Here is a 17,178-nt window from a genome sequence, read left to right as displayed (position 1 = left end):
GGTGAAGTTCGCCGAGTGCATGCGGGAGAACGGCGTCCCCGATCTTCCCGACCCGAACGCGTCGGGCGATTTCGAGTACGGGGTCAGTGTGACCCCCGAGGTGTGGCAGAAGGCCGTTGCGTTGCGGACGGCCTGAGCGGTGCTACCGGACCGCGTCCTTCTGCGTGCAGCGCGGGCAACTGGTCGGGCACGGCGTTCGCGTCGGCGCCCGGTCCAGGCCGCTGACCTCGAGGATCGTCGCCACCGACGCCGGGAGGCTGCTGGTCTCTCCGATCACCACCTCCCCGGGTACGCCGAGCAGGTCGCGCTCGACGTACCAGTCGCGCATGTCCTCGGTGGTGAACCCGAAGTCGCCGCGCATCCCGTGCCGGCGGACCGTCTCCGGGAACGGGATGTCCAGGTAGAAGGCGTGACTCGGGCCGGGATGCGCGGCGAGCAGGTCGAGCAGGGCGGGCCGGTAGCGCCCGGCGTGCAGGATGCCCTCCAGCACGACGTGGTAGCCGAGGTCCAGCGCCGAGCGCACGGTCGCGGCGATGAAGGCGGGCGCCACGGCACCGGGTTCGTCATGCTCGCGCAGGATGATCCGGCGCAGGTGGTCCTGCTCGACGAGCGCGCATCCGCGTCCGTAGCGGGAGCGCACCTCCCGGGCGGTGGTCGACTTTCCGCTGCCCGAGTTACCCCGGATCACTACCAGCGTCGGCGCGTGCACCGCTCCAGGATGGCTCAGCGCCGCCAGGTGCGGCGGGACGTGCTGATCGTGTTGCCGGCCTTGTCGACGGCGTAGAACGCGACGGTGAACGACCTGCCGTACTTGGGGGTGCTCAGGGCCATCGTGTACGGCGCTTTGGAGTCGGAGAGGGTGAGCCTGCCGTTGACCCACATCTGGACCTCTTTGACGCCGTTCAGGTCGGTTGCCGACATCGACGTCTTGACCTGGGATCCGACCTTGGCGTTGGCGGCCGGTGCGGTGATCTTGGTGATGGTGGGACGGGTGTTGTCGACGATCACGGTCCGGGGGAACGTCATGGAGTTGCCGACGCGGTCCATGACGTGCCAGAAGAACATGTACTGGCCGTCCCGGCCGAGCCGGGTCGACGCGGTGAACGTGGCGGTGGGTCCGGGCGTGCCCTCACCGACCTTCGTGTCCTCCAGCTCGGCGTACATGAAGCCGGCCGGGTCGGTCGCGGTGAGCGTGCTGGTCATGCGGGTGCCGCGGACCAGCTGCCGGAAGTTCGGCGTCACCTTCGTGACCACGGGAGCGGTGTGGTCGAGCTGGACCTGGATCGTGGTCACCGAGGCGTTGCCCCACGTGTCCCACGCCCGCACCTCGACCGGGATCCGCCGGACGGTGGCTCCGAAGTCGTAGGAGAGATCACGCTCGGTCGAGCGGAGGGCCCCGTCGACCCACCACTCGATGCGCCCGAGGCTGGACTGGTCGTCGAGCTCCGCCCACAGGTACGCGAGGCCGGGCCAGCGGTAGACGACCGTGCCACCGTCGACTGTGACACGCGGGCCGGCGTCATCCGCGACGTGGTCGACGGCGGCGGAGGCGGGAGCGGCGGCTCCCGCGATGAGTGTTCCGGCCATGGCGATGACCGTGGCGAATCCCCGTAGCTTCACGATCGAGGAGAGTACGGCATCGTACCGTCCACTTTCGACGGCTGTTCGGAGGATGGGCGGCACCGCATCGTGTTCGGGGATGGGCGGCACGGCGAGGGGCCTGCCGCGCCGCCCGTACCCTCAGGAGCCGTTGACCTTGCCCGCCGCGAACGTCGCGGCCTGGGCGATCGCGCCGTTCGAGGTGTAGGAGAGGTGGCCGCCGACCCGCTCGGCCACCACGTCCGCCGGGAGCGTCCGGCTGACCAGCTCGATGGCGCCTCTGCCGTCATGCGTCGTCACCCGCATGACGGAGAAGGTTAGAACGCGTACGGGCCGAAGCGTCCCCAGGCGACGACGGCCAGGAGGATCAGCAGGACGATGTTGAAGGCGACCATCGGGGTCTCCTTGCGCCGGCCGTGCGTGACGATGGCGCCGACCATGACGATGATCAGGCCGACTGCGGCGATCGGCACCAGGATCGGCGCGACGTTGACCAGCGCGGGCAGGACCAGGCCGAGCCCGCCGATGATGTCGACCGCGCCGATCAGCTTGACCGTGCTGTCGCCGTAGTCGTCGACCCAGCTCAGGCCGGCCTCTTTCAGCTGCGCCTTGGTCCGGAGCACCTTCATCGCCCCGGACGCGACGAACGCCAGCGCGAGCAGCGCGGCAATGATCCAAAGGACGACGTTCATGTATGGCTCCAGAGGTAGTTTGACTTAAAGTTTTAAGTCAACATAGTGTGTGATGACTTAACGGTGCAAGTGACCCGGTGGGCTAATCTGGGCCCGTGGAACCGCGCTGGCTGGACGAGGACGACAAGCAGACCTGGATCGCCACGGCCTCTGTGCTGATGCGGCTGCCCCAGGTGCTGGAGGCGCAGCTGCAGGCGGATGCCGGCCTCAGTCTCTTCGAATATCTCGTGCTCTCGAAGCTGTCGATGACGCCCGGCCGGACGCTGCGGATGAGCGAGCTGGCCAGGTATGCCGAGGGCTCGCTGCCGCGGCTGTCCCAGGTGATGTCCCGGCTGGAGAAACGGGGCTGCGCCCGGCGCGAGCCCGACCCGACCGACGGGCGCTACACGCTCGCGGTGCTGACCGACGACGGTTTCGCCCAGGTGGCGGCGGCCGCTCCCGGGCATGTCGAGGCCGTGCACCGCCTGATCTTCGATCCGCTGACCAAGGCTCAGCGCCGCCAGCTCGGCGAGATCAACCGCCGCATCATGCGGGCGGTCGACCCCGGCGAGGGATGCTGACTGGAAAATAAGTTAACAATTGTCTTGTGGCGGCAGACATCGACGGATGATGATGAACACCATGTCCCCCAAGATGCTCTGGCGAGCCCTCGTCCTCGCCTTGGTCCTGGTAACAGGAGCCGCTGTCCCCGCAGCCGCCGCCGACCCGTTCAAAGTGCTCGCGTTCTACAACGGGACCTGGGACGCGGCACACATCGACTTCGACAAGGAGGCTCGGGACTGGTTCCCGCGCCTCGGCGCCGCGAACGGTTTCACCTGGGAGGCGACCACCGACTGGAGTCGCCTGAGCACCTCCGGCCTGGCCGGTTACAAGGTGATCATGTTCCTGGACGACGGTCCGCCGGCCGACCGCCGGGCCGCCTTCCAGACGTACATGCAGAACGGCGGGGCGTGGATGGGCTTCCACGTCAGCGCGTGGACCGACAACGCCAACGAGTGGAGCTGGTACCACAACACGTTCCTCGGTACCGGGAACTTCGCCACCAACACGTGGCTGCCGACCGCCGAGACGCTGCGTGTGAACGATCCGGCGCACCCGACGATGGCCGGCCTGCCCGCCACCTTCCCGAGCTCGGTCAGCGAGTGGTACTCGTGGAGCCGGGACCTGCGCCAGAACCCGGACATCGACGTCCTGGCGTCGATCGACAACTCCAGTTTCCCGGTCGGCACCTCGCAGCAGTGGACCAGCGGCTTCTATCCGCTGATCTGGACCAACCGCAACTACAAGATGCTGTACGCCAACTTCGGTCACAACGCGATGAACTACGACACGAACACCCGTACGTCGTCGACGTTCGCCAGCGCGCAGCAGAATCAGTGGCTGGTCAACGGCATCAAGTGGCTGGCCGGCGTCTCCGGCGACACCCCGCCGCCGACGAACGACCCGATCGACCCGGCCCGCTGGTACGCGGTCACCAACGTCAACAGCGGCAAGTGCGTCGACGCCCGCGCGGCCGGCACGGTCAACGGCACCGCGATCCAGCAGTACGCCTGCAACGCCTCGACCGCCCAGCAGTACCAGTTCGCGGCGACCAGCGGCGGCTTCGTACGCATCAACAACCGTGGCAACAGCGCCCAGGCCTTGGATGTCAAGGACGTCTCCAGCGCCGACAACGCGCTCATCCAGACCTGGTCGTACGGCGGCGGCACCAACCAGCAGTGGCAGCCGGTCGCCGAGACGGGCGGCACCTACCACTTCGTCAACCGCAACAGCGGCAAGTGCCTCGACGTCCCGGCGGCCGCCACCGCCGACGGCGTCCAACTGGTGCAGTACGCCTGCAACGGCACCGCGGCCCAGAGCTTCCGTCTGCAGTAGTAGCGCCCATCTGCCGTCCACTGTCGCGTTCTACGCCGTCGACAAGGCCGGCAACGTGGTCAGCACGTCCCGCCGGACCTGGCGGCGCTGAGCTCAGCGGACCAGGACGCCACCGTCCACGTAGAGGTCGTGGGCGTTCATCCCGCCGTTGCGTAGCAGGAAGTCGACCGCCTCGGCCACCTCGTCCATCGTGACGAGGCGGCCGAGCGGGGTCCGCTCCACCTGCATGCTCAGGTCGATGCCCTGCCATTTCGGGCTGTCGCCGATCAGGGCCGGGTGCACCGCGTTGACCCGGTGCGGCGCGATCTCCACCGCCAGGGTCCGGACCAGCCCGGTGAGCCCGCCGTTGAACGTGGTCACCACCGTCGATCCGGGGTACGGCCGTTCCTTGGCCAGCCCGCCGAAGAGCACCACCGACGCCGCCGGCGTGAATCGGTCGCGCAGCACCCGCACCGCCTCGGCGTAGCCGACGAGCTTGGTGGTCAGCGCGGTCACCGCGTCGTCGATGTCGAAGTTCGCCAGCGTGTTCGGGTTCTGGTGGATGGCCGTGATGACCAGGTGGTCGACCGCGCCGACGCCGGCCAGCGCCTCCTCGATGCCGTGCGGCTTCGACAGGTCGACGGCCAGGCCGGTGGCCCGGTCCCCGATCTGCTTGGCGACGGCCTCGGCGCGGGATGCGTCCCGGCCGGCGACGATCACGTCGTCGCCCTGGTCGGCACGGCGCTGTGCGATGACCCGGCCCAGCCCGGCGGTGCCACCGATGACGACTGCGGTGCTCATGGCGTACCCCATCCTGGTAGTTGATCCTCAGCTTAATGACCACGTGTACATTAGCGCCATGACGGACACCACCCCGCGCCGTCGCCGGCGCGACCCCGAGGGGCACAGGCAGGCGATTCTGGTTGCGGCGCGGGCGATCTTCGGAGAGCAGGGGTACGCCGGAACGACGATCCGCGCTGTCGCCGGCCGCGCCGGTGTCACGCACGGCCTGGTGATGCGCCAGTTCGGGAGCAAGGAGCAGCTGTTCCTGGCGGCGGTGCCCGGCCACCGTGACCTGGACCGGGTCGTCGCGGGCGACGCGGACGGGCTGCCGGGGCGGGTGGCACGGGCCTATGTGGAGCGGATGGAGCCGGACGCCGCCGGTGATCCGCTGGTCGCCCTGCTGCGCGGCGCCGCCGCCAACCAGGAGGCGGCCGCGGCCCTGCTGGCGGCGATGGAGAGCAACAGCGTCGAGGCGTACGCCACGGTCCTGACCGGCCCGGACGTCCCCGAGCGCGTCGCGATGCTCGGCGCCTGCCTGATCGGCGTGACGTTCGCGCGCTACATCGCCCGGACCGGCCCGCTGGCGGCGATGGATCCCGCCGCGCTGACCGCGCATCTGGAACGGGCGCTGCGTCACATCCTGTTCAGCGATTAGCCACTCGACCATGGACGGAACGGTGCCGGACCGACGGCACGGTGCTCGCCAAGGTCACCTCGGCGCCGTGTGCGATCACCGTCGCGTTCTACGCGGTCGACAAGGCAGGCAACGTGATCAGCACGTCCCGCCGCACTTGGCGGCGCTGCCCGTACAGGTCCCGGAGCCGACCGTCCGGGACGTCATTCCACCACCGCCAGGCGGCGGCTGTTCACGACGGCCATCGTGTGGATCTCGTCCTCGGTGAAGCCGTTCGCCAGCAGGCGGTCGGCGAGCAGCGCCAGGCCGTCCTCGACCGGCGGATTGAACGGCTGGCCGAGATCGCTGGAGAGCACCGAGTGCTCGGGGCCGACCGCGCGGATGTGTGCGTACCACTCATCCCAGCTGATCTTGCCGCTGTGCGGTGTGGTGAAGCAGCGCTCCATCAGCGCGCCGCGTTCGGCCAGCTCCCGCTGGGCGTCCACGGGCACCTGCTGGGAGGTGAACTCGGGGTGGGTGACCACGATCCGGCGTACGCCCGCATCGGCCGCCGCCTCCACGGCCGACTTGATCTCCGTCCCGGACAGATGCCCGGTGGCCAGCACCATGTCGTGCTTGGCGATCAGCGCGAGCACCTGCCGCAGCTCGGGAACCACCTCGCCGGACTCGTCGACCACGTCGATCGCCGGCGCCATGATGCCCTGCTCGGCCAGGTCATCCTGGAGCTGCGCCCACATCGGCGGCACCGCACCCTCGGGTGCCCGCGCCCGGCTCTCCCGCTGATTGCGGCAGTCCACCGTGGGCAGCCACACCACGCGGGCGCCCTGCCGGCCGGCGATCTCGACGGCCACCGGGTTGAGGCCGCCGACCGACGCGTTCAGGGTGATCGCGCCGAGCACGTCCACGCCGGGCACCGCGCCGCGAACCACCTCGGCCCGCTCGGCGGTCGGCACGTAGTGCGACTTGAGCACGAACCCGGCCAGCCCGGTCTCGGCGCAGCGCCGGGCCAGCGTGACGTCGTCGACCAGGCGTTTCATCACGTCCGGGGCGACGTGCACGTGGGTGTCGTAGGCGCCCGCGACGATCCGGCGCGCTGCTTCGGTAGGCACGGCTTCCCCTTAGGACTGAGCGCGGCTCTCGCGCAGGGTCGTGGTCACGTGGAAGAGATGGTGTCGCATGGCCGCCTCGGCGGCGTCGGCATCGCCGGTGTCGATCGCGTCGACGATGGCGGTGTGCTCAGCGTACGAGTGCTGGGGGCGGCCCGGCACGAGCACCGTGCGGTACTGGAAACGGACGGTCTGGGCCTTGAGCCCGGAGACCAGCCGGGCGGCCGTGGCGTGCCGGGACGCTCGCAGGATCAGCGCGTGCAGCCGCGCGTTGCCGTCGGAGTAGAGCAGTAGCTCGCCCGCCGACAACCGCTCGCCCATCTCGGCGAGGATCGCCCGCATCTCGGCCACCTCGTCCCGGGTGGCGTGGCCGGCCGCCTCTCGCGCGGCGAGCGCCTCCAGCACCATCCGGGTCTGGGTGATCTCGACCGCCTCGGCCTCGGTGACCAGGCGAACCCGCGCGCCCCGGTTGGGCTCACGGACCACCAGGCCCTCCTGCTCCAGCCGGGTCAGGAAGGTGCGGACCGCGGCCCGGCCGACGCCCAGCTGAGCCGCCAGATCGGTCTCGACCAGGCGCTCGTTGGGCATCAGCTCGCCGGTGACGATCTGCGACCACAGGCGGTCGAAGGCGGTCCGTGCCATGACCCGGATTGTTCACAAGACTGTTGACAAAAGTCAAGGGCGCTAAGAACGCGTCAAGAACCGGGCCGTGCGCGTAGGGGTCGCGTGAACACCGATGACAGCACGTCGTGCCGCGCGCTGTTCTCGAGGAGCAAGCACACATCCTCGTCTAGGAGCCGTCCCGTGGCTGATCTCGTGTTCGTCGTGATCACGGTCGCGCTGTTCGCCGCGCTGACCGTACTGATCCGGGCGGTCGAACGCTGGTGAGCGCCGTCAACCTCATCGGCCTGATCGTGGCCGTCCTGCTCGCGGCCTTCATGGTCGCCGCCCTGCTGTTCCCGGAGAAGTTCTGATGGCCGGCTGGATCTTCGCCGGCACGCTCGCGCTCGCCGTCGCGGCCGCCTACCGGCCGTTCGGCGACTACCTGTTCCGCGTCGTCACCGGGACACGATCGTCGGTGGTCGAGCGCGGCGTCTACCGCCTGGTCGGCGTCAACCCGGCCGCGGAGCAGACCTGGGGGGTGTACGCCCGGAGCGCGCTCGCGTTCTCCGCGGTGTCGATCCTGTTCCTCTACCTGTTCCTGCGCGTCCAGGACAAGCTGTGGCTCTCCCTCGGACTGCCCGCGGTCACCGACCACATCGCCTGGAACACCGCGGTCAGCTTCGTCACCAACACCAACTGGCAGGCGTACGCCGGCGAGTCCACGATGGGCCACCTGGTCCAGATGTCCGGCCTGGCCGTGCAGAACTTCGTGTCGGCCTCGGTCGGCATCGCCGTGGCGGTCGCGCTGATCCGCGGGTTCTCCCGCCGGACGCTGGGCAACTTCTGGGTCGACCTGATCCGGATCACCCTGCGCGTGCTGCTGCCGATCTGCGTGGTCGCCACGATCGTCTTCCTCGCGGCCGGCATGGTGCAGAACCTGTCCGGCGGCACCGACGTGACCACCCTGACCGGCGCCACCCAGCACATCACCGGCGGACCTGTCGCCTCCCAGGAGGCCATCAAGGAACTCGGCACCAACGGCGGCGGCTTCTACAACACCAACTCCGCGCACCCGTTCGAGAACCCGACGACCTGGACCAACTGGCTGCAGATCTTCCTGATCCTGCTGATCCCGTTCAGCCTGCCCCGGGTGTTCGGCCGGATGGTCGGCCAGAACCGGCAGGGCTACGCGATCGTCGCGGTGATGGCTGTGCTCGCCCTGGGCAGCATCGCCCTGACCGTCGGCTTCGAGATCCACGGCGCGGGTACGGTGCCACAGGCCGCCGGCGCCGCGATGGAGGGCAAGGAGGTCCGTTTCGGCGTACCCGACTCGGCGGTCTTCGCCGCGACCACCACGCTCACCTCGACCGGCGCGGTCGACTCCTTCCACGACTCCTACACCGCCCTCGGCGGCATGATGCCGATGGTCAACATGATGCTCGGCGAGGTCGCGCCCGGCGGCGTCGGCTCCGGCCTGTACGGCCTACTGGTCCTGGCGATCATCACGGTCTTCGTGGCCGGGCTGATGGTCGGGCGCACACCCGAGTACCTGGGCAAGAAGATCGGCGCCCGGGAGATCAAGCTCGCGTCGCTGTACTTCCTGGTCACCCCCGCGCTGGTGCTGATCGGCACGGCGGCCGCCTTCGCCACCGGCAACAACACCACCGCGCTCAACGCCGGCCCGCACGGCCTGTCCGAGGTGCTCTACGCCTTCACCAGCGCCGCCAACAACAACGGCTCGGCCTTCGGCGGGATCACGGTCAACACCGGCTGGTGGGACACCGCGCTGGGGCTGGCCATGCTGCTCGGCCGCTTCCTGCCGATGGTGCTGGTGCTGGCGCTGGCAGGGTCGCTGGTCAGGCAGAAGTCGGTGCCGGCGTCGGAGGGCACGTTGCCCACCCACCAGCCGTTGTTCGTCGCGATGGTCGTCGGCGTCACGGTCGTGCTGGTCGCGCTCACGTTCCTGCCCGCTCTCGCTCTCGGGCCCCTCGCGGAGGGCTTGTCGTGATGCCCCTGTGGACAACGCCCCAAAAACGTCGTACCCGCCGCCTACATTTCGGCCCACCCAGTGCCTGGGTGGGGGAGGTGGCGGCGCGCGGCAACAAGCCCGAAATGAAGTTCGCAATCGTCGCGGAGCGCCTTTCATGACCACACCTGTTCTCGACAAACCTCCCACCCAGCGCACCGCGACCACGCCCAGGCGGGTCGGCGGCGGGCTGCTCGATCCGCGGCAACTCGGGAAATCGCTGCCGTCCGCGCTTCGCAAGCTCGACCCGCGCACCCTCTGGCACAACCCGGTCATGCTCATCGTCGAGGTCGGCGCGGTCTTCACCACCGTGCTGTCGATCGTCGACCCGAGCATCCTGGCCTGGTCGATCACCGGCTGGCTGTGGCTGACCGTGATCTTCGCCAACCTGGCCGAGGCGGTCGCCGAAGGGCGCGGCAAGGCCCAGGCGGCGACGCTGCGGCAGTCCAAGATGGACACCGTTGCGCACCTGGGGGACGGCAGGACCATCCCGGCCTCCGAACTCCAGCGCGACGACGTCGTGGTCGTGGTGGCCGGTCAGATCATCCCGGGCGACGGCGACGTCATCGAGGGCATCGCCAGCGTCGACGAGTCGGCGATCACCGGCGAGTCGGCGCCGGTCATCCGTGAGTCCGGTGGTGACCGGTCGGCGGTGACCGGCGGCACGCGGGTCCTCTCCGACCGGATCGTCGTCCGGATCACGCAGCGGCCCGGCGAGAGCTTCGTCGACCGGATGATCGCGCTGGTGGAGGGCGCCAACCGGCAGAAGACGCCGAACGAGATCGCGCTGAACATCCTGCTCTCCGCGCTGACGCTCATCTTCCTGCTGTCGGTGGTGACGTTGCAGCCGCTGGCGATCTTCTCGAAGGCCTACCAGGCCGCGGCGCCGGACACCGCCGCCATCGACGGCAACGGCGTCACCGGCGTGGTACTCGTGTCGCTGATCGTGTGCCTGATCCCGACGACGATCGGGGCGCTGCTCTCAGCGATCGGCATCGCCGGGATGGACCGGCTGGTGCAACGCAACGTGCTCGCGATGAGCGGGCGTGCGGTGGAGGCCGCCGGTGACGTGAGCACGCTGCTGCTCGACAAGACCGGCACCATCACGCTGGGGAACAGGCAGGCTGCTGAGTTCGTACCCGTGAACGGGCTCACCGCCGCGACCCTCGCCGAGGCCGCGCAACTCGCCAGCCTCGTCGACGAGACGCCCGAAGGGCGATCGATCGTGGTCCTCGCCAAGAACGAGTACGGCCTGCGGGAGCGGGAGGCGGGCCTGATCGGAGGCGCGACCTTCGTGCCGTTCAGCGCGCAGACCCGGATGAGCGGCGTCGACCTGGGCGAACGGCAGATCCGCAAGGGAGCGGCCGCGGCCGTCATCGGGTGGGCCGGCGCTGAGAACGACGAGGTCGCTGAGAACGACGAGGTCGCTGAGATCGTCGACCGGATCAGTGCCGGCGGCGGCACCCCGCTCGTCGTGGCGGAGAACGACCGGATCCTCGGGGTGATCCACCTCAAGGACGTGGTGAAGCCGGGGATGCGGGAGCGGTTCGACGCGATGCGCCGGATGGGCATCCGCACCGTGATGATCACCGGCGACAACCCGCGTACGGCCAAGGCGATCGCCGACGAGGCCGGCGTGGACGACTTCCTGGCCGAGGCGACACCCGAGGACAAGCTGGCGCTGATCAGGATGGAGCAGGAGGGCGGCCGGCTGGTCGCGATGACCGGCGACGGAACCAACGACGCTCCGGCGCTGGCCCAGGCGGACGTCGGCGTGGCGATGAACACCGGAACGTCGGCCGCGAAGGAGGCCGGCAACATGGTCGACCTCGACTCCGACCCGACGAAGCTGATCGAGATCGTGGAGATCGGTAAGCAGTTGCTGATCACCCGCGGGGCGCTGACCACGTTCTCGATCACCAACGACATCGCCAAGTACTTCGCGATCATCCCGGCCATGTTCGCCGCGGTGTACCCGGGCCTGGACGCGCTCAACGTCATGCGGCTGCACTCGCCCGGGTCGGCGATCCTGTCCGCGGTCATCTTCAACGCGCTGGTGATCGTGGCGCTGATCCCGCTCGCCCTGCGCGGCGTCCGGTACACGCCGGCCGGCGCCGCCGCGCTGCTGCGCCGCAACCTCTGGATCTACGGGCTGGGCGGCGTCATCGCGCCGTTCCTCGGCATCAAGCTCATCGACCTTCTCCTCCAGTTCATCCCCGGGATCTGATCATCATGCGACTTCCCACCTGGCTCGCCCAGCACCTCGCGGCGCTGCGTGCGCTACTTGTTCTCACGGTTCTGCTCGGGCTGGCCTATCCGCTCGCGATGGTCGCGGTCGGGCAACTGCCCGGGCTGCGTGACCGGGCCGGCGACACCCGGCTCATCGGGCAGGCCTTCACCGACGCGGACGGCAACCCGGTCCGGCGATACTTCCAGAGCCGGCCCTCCGCGGCCGGCGACGGCTACGACCCCACCGCCACGTCGGCCAGCAACCTCGGCCCGGAGAGCCTCGACCTGCTCAACGACGTCTGTGCGCGCAGCAAGGCCATCGGTGAGCTGGAGGGTGTGGACGGTCGGCGGCCCTTCTGCACCGGCGACGGCGTCGGCGCGGTCCTCGCCGTCTTCCGCCGGGACGGCTTCACCGGGCCGGTCACCCGGGTCGTCTCGGTCGACCAGACCGGCACGCCGTTCCTTGCGGCCTACGAGGGTGTCCCGGTCGAATCGGCCAAGGAAGGCGAGGACTACGTCGCTCTCGGCGGGGTGATCACGCCGATCCGGGGTGACGCTCCCGCCGAACCGAGGGTTCCGGCCGACGCGGTGACCGCCTCGGGCAGCGGCCTCGACCCGCACATCAGCCCCGCCTACGCCGCGCTGCAGGTGCCCCGGGTGGCCCGCGAACGCGGGATCGCCGAGGACGCGGTCCGCCGGTTGGTCGCGGAGAACACCGACGGGCGTGCGCTGGGCTTCATGGGCGAGCCGGCGGTCAACGTGCTCGAGCTCAACCTCGCGCTCGACGGCGCCTAGGCACGGTCATGGCCACGGGTCAGCTCAGGATCTTCCTCGGCGCCGCACCGGGCGTCGGCAAGACGTACACCATGTTGGAGGAGGCGCACCGGCGCGCCGAGCGCGGCACCGACGTGGTGGTCGCCTTCGTCGAGACCCACGGCCGCAAACACACCGAGGCCATGCTCGACGACCTGGAGGTCCTGCCCCGCAAGACGGTGAACTACCGCGGCGTGGAGCTGACCGAGCTGGACGTCGACGCCGTGCTCGCTCGCAAGCCCGAGCTCGCGGTCGTGGACGAACTGGCGCACACCAACGCGCCCGGCTCGCGTCACGCCAAGCGCTGGGCGGACGTCCGGGTCATCCTGGACGCCGGCATCGACGTGCTGACCACGGTCAACGTGCAGCACCTGGAGTCGCTCAACGACGTGGTCGCCCAGATCACCGGCGTCGCGCAGCGGGAGACCGTGCCCGACGCCGTGGTCCGGGCGGCCGAGCAGATCGAGCTGATCGACATGACCCCGGAGGCGCTGCGCCGGCGGATGGCGCACGGCAACATCTACCGCCCGGAGAAGATCGACGCCGCGCTGGGCAACTACTTCCGCGCCGGGAACCTCACCGCCCTGCGCGAGCTCGCCCTGCTCTGGCTCGCCGACCAGGTCGAGGACCAGCTCGGCAAGTACCGCGCCGACCACCGGATCGACGCCACATGGGAGACCCGCGAACGGGTCGTCGTCGCGCTCACCGGAGGTCCGGAGGGCGACACCCTGATCCGCCGGGCCGCCCGGATCGCCGCCCGCAACTCCGGCGCCGACCTGATGGCGGTGCACGTCACCCGCAACGACGGGCTGGCCGGCGCCGACCCGGCCACGCTGGCCCGGCAGCGGGTGCTCGTGGAGAGCCTGGGCGGCACCTACCACCAGGTCGCCGGCGCCGACGTGCCCCGGGCGCTGCTCGACTTCGCCCGCGCCGTCAACGCCACGCAGATCGTGCTCGGCGCCAGCAGTCGCGGGAGGTTCGCCCAGTTGTTCACCGCCGGCGTCGGAGTCACCACCACCGCGCTGTCCGGCACCATCGACGTCCATCTCGTCCCGCACGAACGGGCCGGACAGGGGCGTCGCGCCCGGCGTACCCCCGCCGCTCTGTCCCGTCGCCGGCGGATCGCCGGGTTCGCCACGGTGCTGGGCGGCCTTCCGGCGCTGACCGCCCTGCTGCACGCGTACCCGGAACTGTCCTTGACCCTCGACATCCAGCTCTTCCTGGCCGCCGTCGTGGGCGTCGCGCTGATCGGCGGGCTCTGGCCGGCGCTGCTCGCGGCGGTGGCCGGATCGATGCTGCTCAACTACTGGTTCACGCCGCCGCTCGGCCGGTTCACCATCGCCGAGGGAGAGAACCTCGCCGCGCTGCTGATCTTCGTCGTGGTCGCGATCGCGGTCAGCTGGGTGGTCGACACCGCCGCCCGCAAGACCCGGCAGGCCGCCCGGGCCGGCGCCGACGCGCAGACGCTGGCCACCATCGCGGGCAGCGTGCTGCGCGGCGAGCGGCCGCTGATGGCCCTGCTGGAACGGCTGCGGGAGACGTTCACTCTGGACTCGGTGGCCCTGCTGGACCACGACGAGGTGGTCGCCTCGGTGGGCGTGTCCACCGCCGAGCCCGACGCGTCGGTGCGGGTCGGCGAGGTGACGATGCAGCTCAGGGGGCATCCGCTGGCGGCCAGCGACCGGCGCGTCGTGGAGGCGTTCGCCGCGCAGGCCACCCTCGCGCTGCGCCAGGAACGGCTCACCGCCGAGGCCGCCACGGCGAAACCCCTCGCCGAGGCGAACCGGTTGCGCACGGCGTTGCTCGCCGCGGTCAGCCACGATCTGCGTACGCCCCTCGCCTCCGCCAAGGCCGCGATCGCCAGCCTGCGCAGCGACGACGTCCACTTCGACGACCACGACCGCGGCGAACTCCTGGCGACGGCCGACGAGTCCCTCGACCGGCTGGTCCGCCTGGTCACCAACCTGCTCGACATGAGCCGCCTGCAGGCCGGCGCCCTCGGCGTGGCCACCGTCGACGCCGGCGCCGAGGAGATCATCCCGCGCGCCCTCGACGACCTCGGCCCGCCCGGCCGCACCGTCGGCCTGCACATCCCCGACGACCTGCCCGTGCTGCACACCGATCCCGGCCTGCTGGAACGGGTCATCGTCAACCTCACCGCCAACGCCCTGCGGCACAGCCCACCGGACCGGGCGCCGATGATCACCGCCAGCGCGCACGGCGCCACCGTCGAGATCCGAGTGATCGACCACGGCCCCGGCATCCCCGAAGACCGCTGGGACGACGTGTTCCTGCCCTTCCAGCGCCGCGGCGACCGCGACAACCACACCGGCGTCGGCCTCGGACTCGCGCTGTCCCGGGGCCTGACCGAGGCGATGGGAGGCACGCTGACCCCCGAGGAGACGCCGGGTGGCGGTCTCACGATGATCGTCGCGCTCCCCGCATCGGGCGGTGACGCGTCGTAGGTCTCGTCCTACGCCGCCTTCTTGCGGGCCTTCTTCTTTGGCGCCGCCTTCTTGGCGCGTGTTGACTTGGCGCGGTCGACGCTGGCCCGCAACGCCTCCATCAGGTCGGTGACGTCGGTGGCCTCCGGCGCCGGCTCGGCGACGGTGATCTCCTTGCCCTTCTTCTTCTCCTTGATCAGTGCGTTGACCCGATCCGTGTAGCTGTCCCGATAGTCGGCCGGCTTCCACTTGCCTGACATCGAGTCGATCAGCTGCACGGCCATCTTCATCTCGGCCGGCTTCGCGGTCGCGCTGGGCAGCCCGCCGAGTTCCTCCTCGGCGTCGCGCACCTCGTCGGCGAAGAACATCGTCTCCAGGACGAGCAGCTTGCCGTCCGGACGGATCGCCGCCAGGTACTCCTTGCCGCGCATCACCAGCGTCCCGATGGCGGCCCGGCCGACCTTGGCCATGGCGTCGCGGAGCAGCGCGTACGTCTTGGCGGTCTCCTCGCTGCCCGGCGCCAGGTAGTAGCTCTTCTGGTAGAAGATCGGGTCGATCTCCTCCAGGTCGACGAAGGCGTGCAGGTCGAGGCTCTTGGACCGGCCCGGCGCCACCGAGTCGAGCTCCTCCTGCTCGAGCATGACCAGCTTGCCGCCGCCGACGTCGGTGCCCTTGGCGATGTCCGCGAAGTCGACCTCCTTGCCGGTGCGCTCGTTGACCCGCTGGTAGCGGATGCGGTCGCTGGTGCCCTTCTCGTACTGGTGGAAGGACACCTCGTGCTCGCGGGTGGCCGAATACATGGCCACCGGCACGGACACCAGCCCAAACGTGATTGCTCCGGTCCAGATCGGTCGCGCCATGCCTTGGTGATACCCGTCACGGCGTCGTTGAATACTTTACCTTCCGGAAGGTAAAGTTTGCCCCGTGAGGCAGAGCTCGAAGACCGCGATCCTGGACGCCGCCCTGGCCGTCGTCTCGGTGCCCGACGGCGCCGACATCACCCTCGACGCGGTCGCCCGCCAGGCCGGCCTGACCAAGCCCGGGCTGATGTACCACTTCCCGACCCGCGAGGCGCTGCTGCTGGCAATCGTCGAACACGCGGCCGCTCGCATGGAGGCCGCCATGCGCGCCTCGGGCGTGACCCTCGAAACGTCTACCCCGGCTCAGCGGATTCGGGCGTACGCGCGCATCACCACCCGCGGCGACATCAGCCGCGCGGAGTACGCGATCTTCACCGAGGCCGCGTACCGTCCGGCTCTCACCGAGCCCTGGACCACCCGGATGGCGGCCTGGCTCGCGCTGCCCGACGACCTGCCCGACGACGAGCGCGCCCGCCTCACACTGGCCCGCCTGGCCGCCGACGGGCTGTGGGCGGCCGCGGCGACCGGGGTCTTCCCGCCCGCGCCCCGCGACCACGCCGCCGTGCTGGCACTCATAGACAATCTGACGGGTACGCCGTGAGGTGGCTTTACCTGGGCGCAGCCATCCTGTCCGAGGTCAGTGGCAGCCTCGCCCTGCGCGCGGCACTCGACCATCCGGCCTGGTACGCGTGGGTGGCGATCGGCTACGTGGCGTCGTTCGTGCTGCTCGCGCTGGTGCTGCGGCTCGGCACGCCGGTCGGCGTGGCGTACGGCATCTGGGCCGCCTGCGGGGTCGCGATCACGGCGGTGGCGGCGGCGTTCCTCTTCGACGACCCTCTGAACTGGACGATGGGCGCCGGCTTCGCGGCCATCATCGGCGGCGTCCTCCTGATCGAGATGGGCTCCCACCCGCCGACCAACCACGAGCCGACGCCTGCGCCTGCCGCGCCCGCGCCTGCGCCTGCCGCGCCCGCGCCTGCGCCTGCCGCGCCCGCGCCTGCGCCTGCCGCGCCCGCGCCTGCGCCTGCCGCGCCCGCGCCTGCCGCGCCCGCGCCTTTCATTCCAGCGGCTCGGACGCCGGCCGACGAGGACTCATCGACACCGGCGACCGGAGATCTGACATGACCTGGGTCTATCTCTCCTTTGCCATCGCTCTGGAGATCGCCGCGACCATGGCCCTGCGCGCGTCGGACGGCTTTCGGCGACTTGCCTGGGTTGGCGTGTCCATCGCCGGTTACGTCGTCTCTTTCGTACTGCTCTCGCTGGCGTTGAGCGGGGGAATCGCACTGGGCGTCGCCTACGGCGTCTGGTCTGCGGTGGGCATCGCCGGGACCGCGATCATCGCCCGCTTCGCCTTCAAGGAACCGCTGAACCGCACCATGATCGGCGGCATCGCCCTGGTTATGGCCGGCGTCCTGCTCGTCGAGCTGGGAAGTCACGCGAGCTGACCGGCCCGGCGCCGTGCTCGTTCTTGCTCTCCACTACCGCTTGCGCGGGGCGGTGGGTCGAGGCGGGTAGCCATGCCGGCGGGGGCG

The 17,178-nt window shown here is 70.1% G+C and carries 21 protein-coding genes; 13 read left to right on the top strand and 8 right to left on the bottom strand.

Going from position 1 to position 17,178, the window contains the following annotated elements:
* Position 1: 1 nt before the first annotated feature.
* The gene (locus QSK31_RS37180) at positions 2-136 is read left to right on the top strand and encodes a hypothetical protein (RefSeq protein WP_285689396.1); all 135 of its coding nucleotides are present in this window, start codon (positions 2-4) and stop codon (positions 134-136) included.
* A gap of 6 nt (positions 137-142) precedes the next feature.
* On the opposite strand, the gene QSK31_RS37175 is transcribed toward QSK31_RS37180, so the two are convergent.
* The 4 genes from QSK31_RS37175 to QSK31_RS37160 all read right to left on the bottom strand — a co-directional run bounded on the left by QSK31_RS37175 (position 143) and on the right by QSK31_RS37160 (position 2,291).
* Positions 143-709 (bottom strand): kinase, encoded by a 567-nt coding sequence (locus QSK31_RS37175; protein WP_285689395.1) that lies wholly within the window; start codon positions 707-709, stop codon positions 143-145.
* 14 nt (positions 710-723) lie between these two features.
* Positions 724-1,620, bottom strand: a complete 897-nt coding sequence (locus tag QSK31_RS37170; protein WP_285689394.1) for an Ig-like domain-containing protein — start codon at positions 1,618-1,620, stop codon at positions 724-726.
* Between the two features lie 120 nt (positions 1,621-1,740).
* A complete protein-coding gene (locus QSK31_RS37165) occupies positions 1,741-1,905 on the bottom strand; it encodes a hypothetical protein (protein ID WP_285689393.1) in 165 nt (54 codons plus the stop codon).
* Between the two features lie 11 nt (positions 1,906-1,916).
* Positions 1,917-2,291 carry a DoxX family protein gene (locus QSK31_RS37160; protein ID WP_285689392.1) on the bottom strand — a complete coding sequence of 125 codons (375 nt, stop codon included), beginning with the start codon at positions 2,289-2,291 and terminating at the stop codon, positions 1,917-1,919.
* A 95-nt stretch (positions 2,292-2,386) separates the two neighbouring features.
* Between QSK31_RS37160 and QSK31_RS37155 the strand changes: the two genes are divergently transcribed.
* Positions 2,387-2,851 (top strand): MarR family winged helix-turn-helix transcriptional regulator, encoded by a 465-nt coding sequence (locus QSK31_RS37155; RefSeq protein WP_285689391.1) that lies wholly within the window; start codon positions 2,387-2,389, stop codon positions 2,849-2,851.
* 61 nt (positions 2,852-2,912) lie between these two features.
* The gene (locus tag QSK31_RS37150) at positions 2,913-4,166 is read left to right on the top strand and encodes a ThuA domain-containing protein (RefSeq protein WP_285689390.1); all 1,254 of its coding nucleotides are present in this window, start codon (positions 2,913-2,915) and stop codon (positions 4,164-4,166) included.
* 93 nt (positions 4,167-4,259) lie between these two features.
* Here the strand turns inward: QSK31_RS37150 and QSK31_RS37145 are convergent, their stop codons facing one another.
* Positions 4,260-4,946 carry an SDR family NAD(P)-dependent oxidoreductase gene (locus QSK31_RS37145; protein WP_285689389.1) on the bottom strand — a complete coding sequence of 229 codons (687 nt, stop codon included), beginning with the start codon at positions 4,944-4,946 and terminating at the stop codon, positions 4,260-4,262.
* 58 nt (positions 4,947-5,004) lie between these two features.
* Here QSK31_RS37145 and QSK31_RS37140 point away from each other — a divergent pair, with 58 nt between their 5' ends.
* On the top strand, positions 5,005-5,583 hold the full coding sequence (locus QSK31_RS37140) for a TetR/AcrR family transcriptional regulator (RefSeq protein ID WP_285689388.1): 579 nt from the start codon (positions 5,005-5,007) through the stop codon (positions 5,581-5,583).
* A 182-nt stretch (positions 5,584-5,765) separates the two neighbouring features.
* On the opposite strand, the gene QSK31_RS37135 is transcribed toward QSK31_RS37140, so the two are convergent.
* Complete coding sequence (locus tag QSK31_RS37135) at positions 5,766-6,671, bottom strand: DUF6282 family protein (RefSeq protein WP_285689387.1); 906 nt, start codon at positions 6,669-6,671, stop codon at positions 5,766-5,768.
* Between the two features lie 9 nt (positions 6,672-6,680).
* Complete coding sequence (locus tag QSK31_RS37130) at positions 6,681-7,310, bottom strand: GntR family transcriptional regulator (RefSeq protein ID WP_285689386.1); 630 nt, start codon at positions 7,308-7,310, stop codon at positions 6,681-6,683.
* 84 nt (positions 7,311-7,394) lie between these two features.
* Between QSK31_RS37130 and QSK31_RS37125 the strand changes: the two genes are divergently transcribed.
* The 6 genes from QSK31_RS37125 to QSK31_RS37100 all read left to right on the top strand — a co-directional run bounded on the left by QSK31_RS37125 (position 7,395) and on the right by QSK31_RS37100 (position 14,804).
* Positions 7,395-7,556: a hypothetical protein gene (locus tag QSK31_RS37125; RefSeq protein WP_285689385.1), complete on the top strand. Its 162-nt coding sequence runs from the start codon at positions 7,395-7,397 to the stop codon at positions 7,554-7,556.
* Positions 7,553-7,642: a K(+)-transporting ATPase subunit F gene (gene kdpF / locus QSK31_RS37120; RefSeq protein WP_285689384.1), complete on the top strand. Its 90-nt coding sequence runs from the start codon at positions 7,553-7,555 to the stop codon at positions 7,640-7,642. Before QSK31_RS37125 ends, kdpF begins: the two co-directional genes overlap by 4 nt.
* On the top strand, positions 7,642-9,279 hold the full coding sequence (kdpA, locus tag QSK31_RS37115; protein ID WP_285689383.1) for a potassium-transporting ATPase subunit KdpA: 1,638 nt from the start codon (positions 7,642-7,644) through the stop codon (positions 9,277-9,279). Before kdpF ends, kdpA begins: the two co-directional genes overlap by 1 nt.
* A gap of 136 nt (positions 9,280-9,415) precedes the next feature.
* Complete coding sequence (gene kdpB, locus QSK31_RS37110; RefSeq protein WP_285689382.1) at positions 9,416-11,524, top strand: potassium-transporting ATPase subunit KdpB; 2,109 nt, start codon at positions 9,416-9,418, stop codon at positions 11,522-11,524.
* A gap of 5 nt (positions 11,525-11,529) precedes the next feature.
* On the top strand, positions 11,530-12,321 hold the full coding sequence (locus QSK31_RS37105; RefSeq protein WP_285689381.1) for a potassium-transporting ATPase subunit C: 792 nt from the start codon (positions 11,530-11,532) through the stop codon (positions 12,319-12,321).
* 8 nt (positions 12,322-12,329) lie between these two features.
* Positions 12,330-14,804 (top strand): DUF4118 domain-containing protein, encoded by a 2,475-nt coding sequence (locus tag QSK31_RS37100; protein WP_285689380.1) that lies wholly within the window; start codon positions 12,330-12,332, stop codon positions 14,802-14,804.
* Between the two features lie 8 nt (positions 14,805-14,812).
* On the opposite strand, the gene ku is transcribed toward QSK31_RS37100, so the two are convergent.
* Positions 14,813-15,643 (bottom strand): non-homologous end joining protein Ku, encoded by an 831-nt coding sequence (gene ku, locus QSK31_RS37095; protein WP_285689379.1) that lies wholly within the window; start codon positions 15,641-15,643, stop codon positions 14,813-14,815.
* A gap of 64 nt (positions 15,644-15,707) precedes the next feature.
* Here ku and QSK31_RS37090 point away from each other — a divergent pair, with 64 nt between their 5' ends.
* Genes QSK31_RS37090 through QSK31_RS37080 form a run of 3 tightly spaced genes read left to right on the top strand, consistent with a single transcriptional unit; the run spans position 15,708 to position 17,091 of the window.
* A complete protein-coding gene (locus QSK31_RS37090) occupies positions 15,708-16,244 on the top strand; it encodes a TetR/AcrR family transcriptional regulator (protein ID WP_285689378.1) in 537 nt (178 codons plus the stop codon).
* A complete protein-coding gene (locus QSK31_RS37085; protein WP_285689377.1) occupies positions 16,241-16,768 on the top strand; it encodes a DMT family transporter in 528 nt (175 codons plus the stop codon). The genes QSK31_RS37090 and QSK31_RS37085 overlap by 4 nt, the downstream gene beginning before the upstream one ends.
* Entirely contained in the window at positions 16,765-17,091 is a 327-nt protein-coding gene (locus QSK31_RS37080) for a DMT family transporter (protein ID WP_285689376.1), read from the top strand. The genes QSK31_RS37085 and QSK31_RS37080 overlap by 4 nt, the downstream gene beginning before the upstream one ends.
* The last annotated feature ends 87 nt before the right edge of the window (positions 17,092-17,178 follow it).

The sequence above is a fragment of the Actinoplanes sp. NBRC 103695 genome (genome assembly GCF_030269485.1).
Lineage (GTDB): Bacteria > Actinomycetota > Actinomycetes > Mycobacteriales > Micromonosporaceae > Actinoplanes.
This window is presented reverse-complemented; position numbering and strand designations above follow the sequence as displayed.

Coding starts and splice junctions, on each gene's coding strand:
- QSK31_RS37140 (WP_285689388.1), top strand. CDS start 5,005: ATGACGGACACCACCCCGCGCCGTCGCCGGCGCGACCCCGAGGGGCAC.
- QSK31_RS37130 (WP_285689386.1), bottom strand. CDS start 7,310: ATGGCACGGACCGCCTTCGACCGCCTGTGGTCGCAGATCGTCACCGGC.
- QSK31_RS37160 (WP_285689392.1), bottom strand. CDS start 2,291: ATGAACGTCGTCCTTTGGATCATTGCCGCGCTGCTCGCGCTGGCGTTC.
- QSK31_RS37105 (WP_285689381.1), top strand. CDS start 11,530: ATGCGACTTCCCACCTGGCTCGCCCAGCACCTCGCGGCGCTGCGTGCG.
- QSK31_RS37100 (WP_285689380.1), top strand. CDS start 12,330: ATGGCCACGGGTCAGCTCAGGATCTTCCTCGGCGCCGCACCGGGCGTC.
- QSK31_RS37145 (WP_285689389.1), bottom strand. CDS start 4,946: ATGAGCACCGCAGTCGTCATCGGTGGCACCGCCGGGCTGGGCCGGGTC.
- kdpA (WP_285689383.1), top strand. CDS start 7,642: ATGGCCGGCTGGATCTTCGCCGGCACGCTCGCGCTCGCCGTCGCGGCC.
- ku (WP_285689379.1), bottom strand. CDS start 15,643: ATGGCGCGACCGATCTGGACCGGAGCAATCACGTTTGGGCTGGTGTCC.
- QSK31_RS37150 (WP_285689390.1), top strand. CDS start 2,913: ATGTCCCCCAAGATGCTCTGGCGAGCCCTCGTCCTCGCCTTGGTCCTG.
- kdpB (WP_285689382.1), top strand. CDS start 9,416: ATGACCACACCTGTTCTCGACAAACCTCCCACCCAGCGCACCGCGACC.
- QSK31_RS37165 (WP_285689393.1), bottom strand. CDS start 1,905: ATGCGGGTGACGACGCATGACGGCAGAGGCGCCATCGAGCTGGTCAGC.
- QSK31_RS37080 (WP_285689376.1), top strand. CDS start 16,765: ATGACCTGGGTCTATCTCTCCTTTGCCATCGCTCTGGAGATCGCCGCG.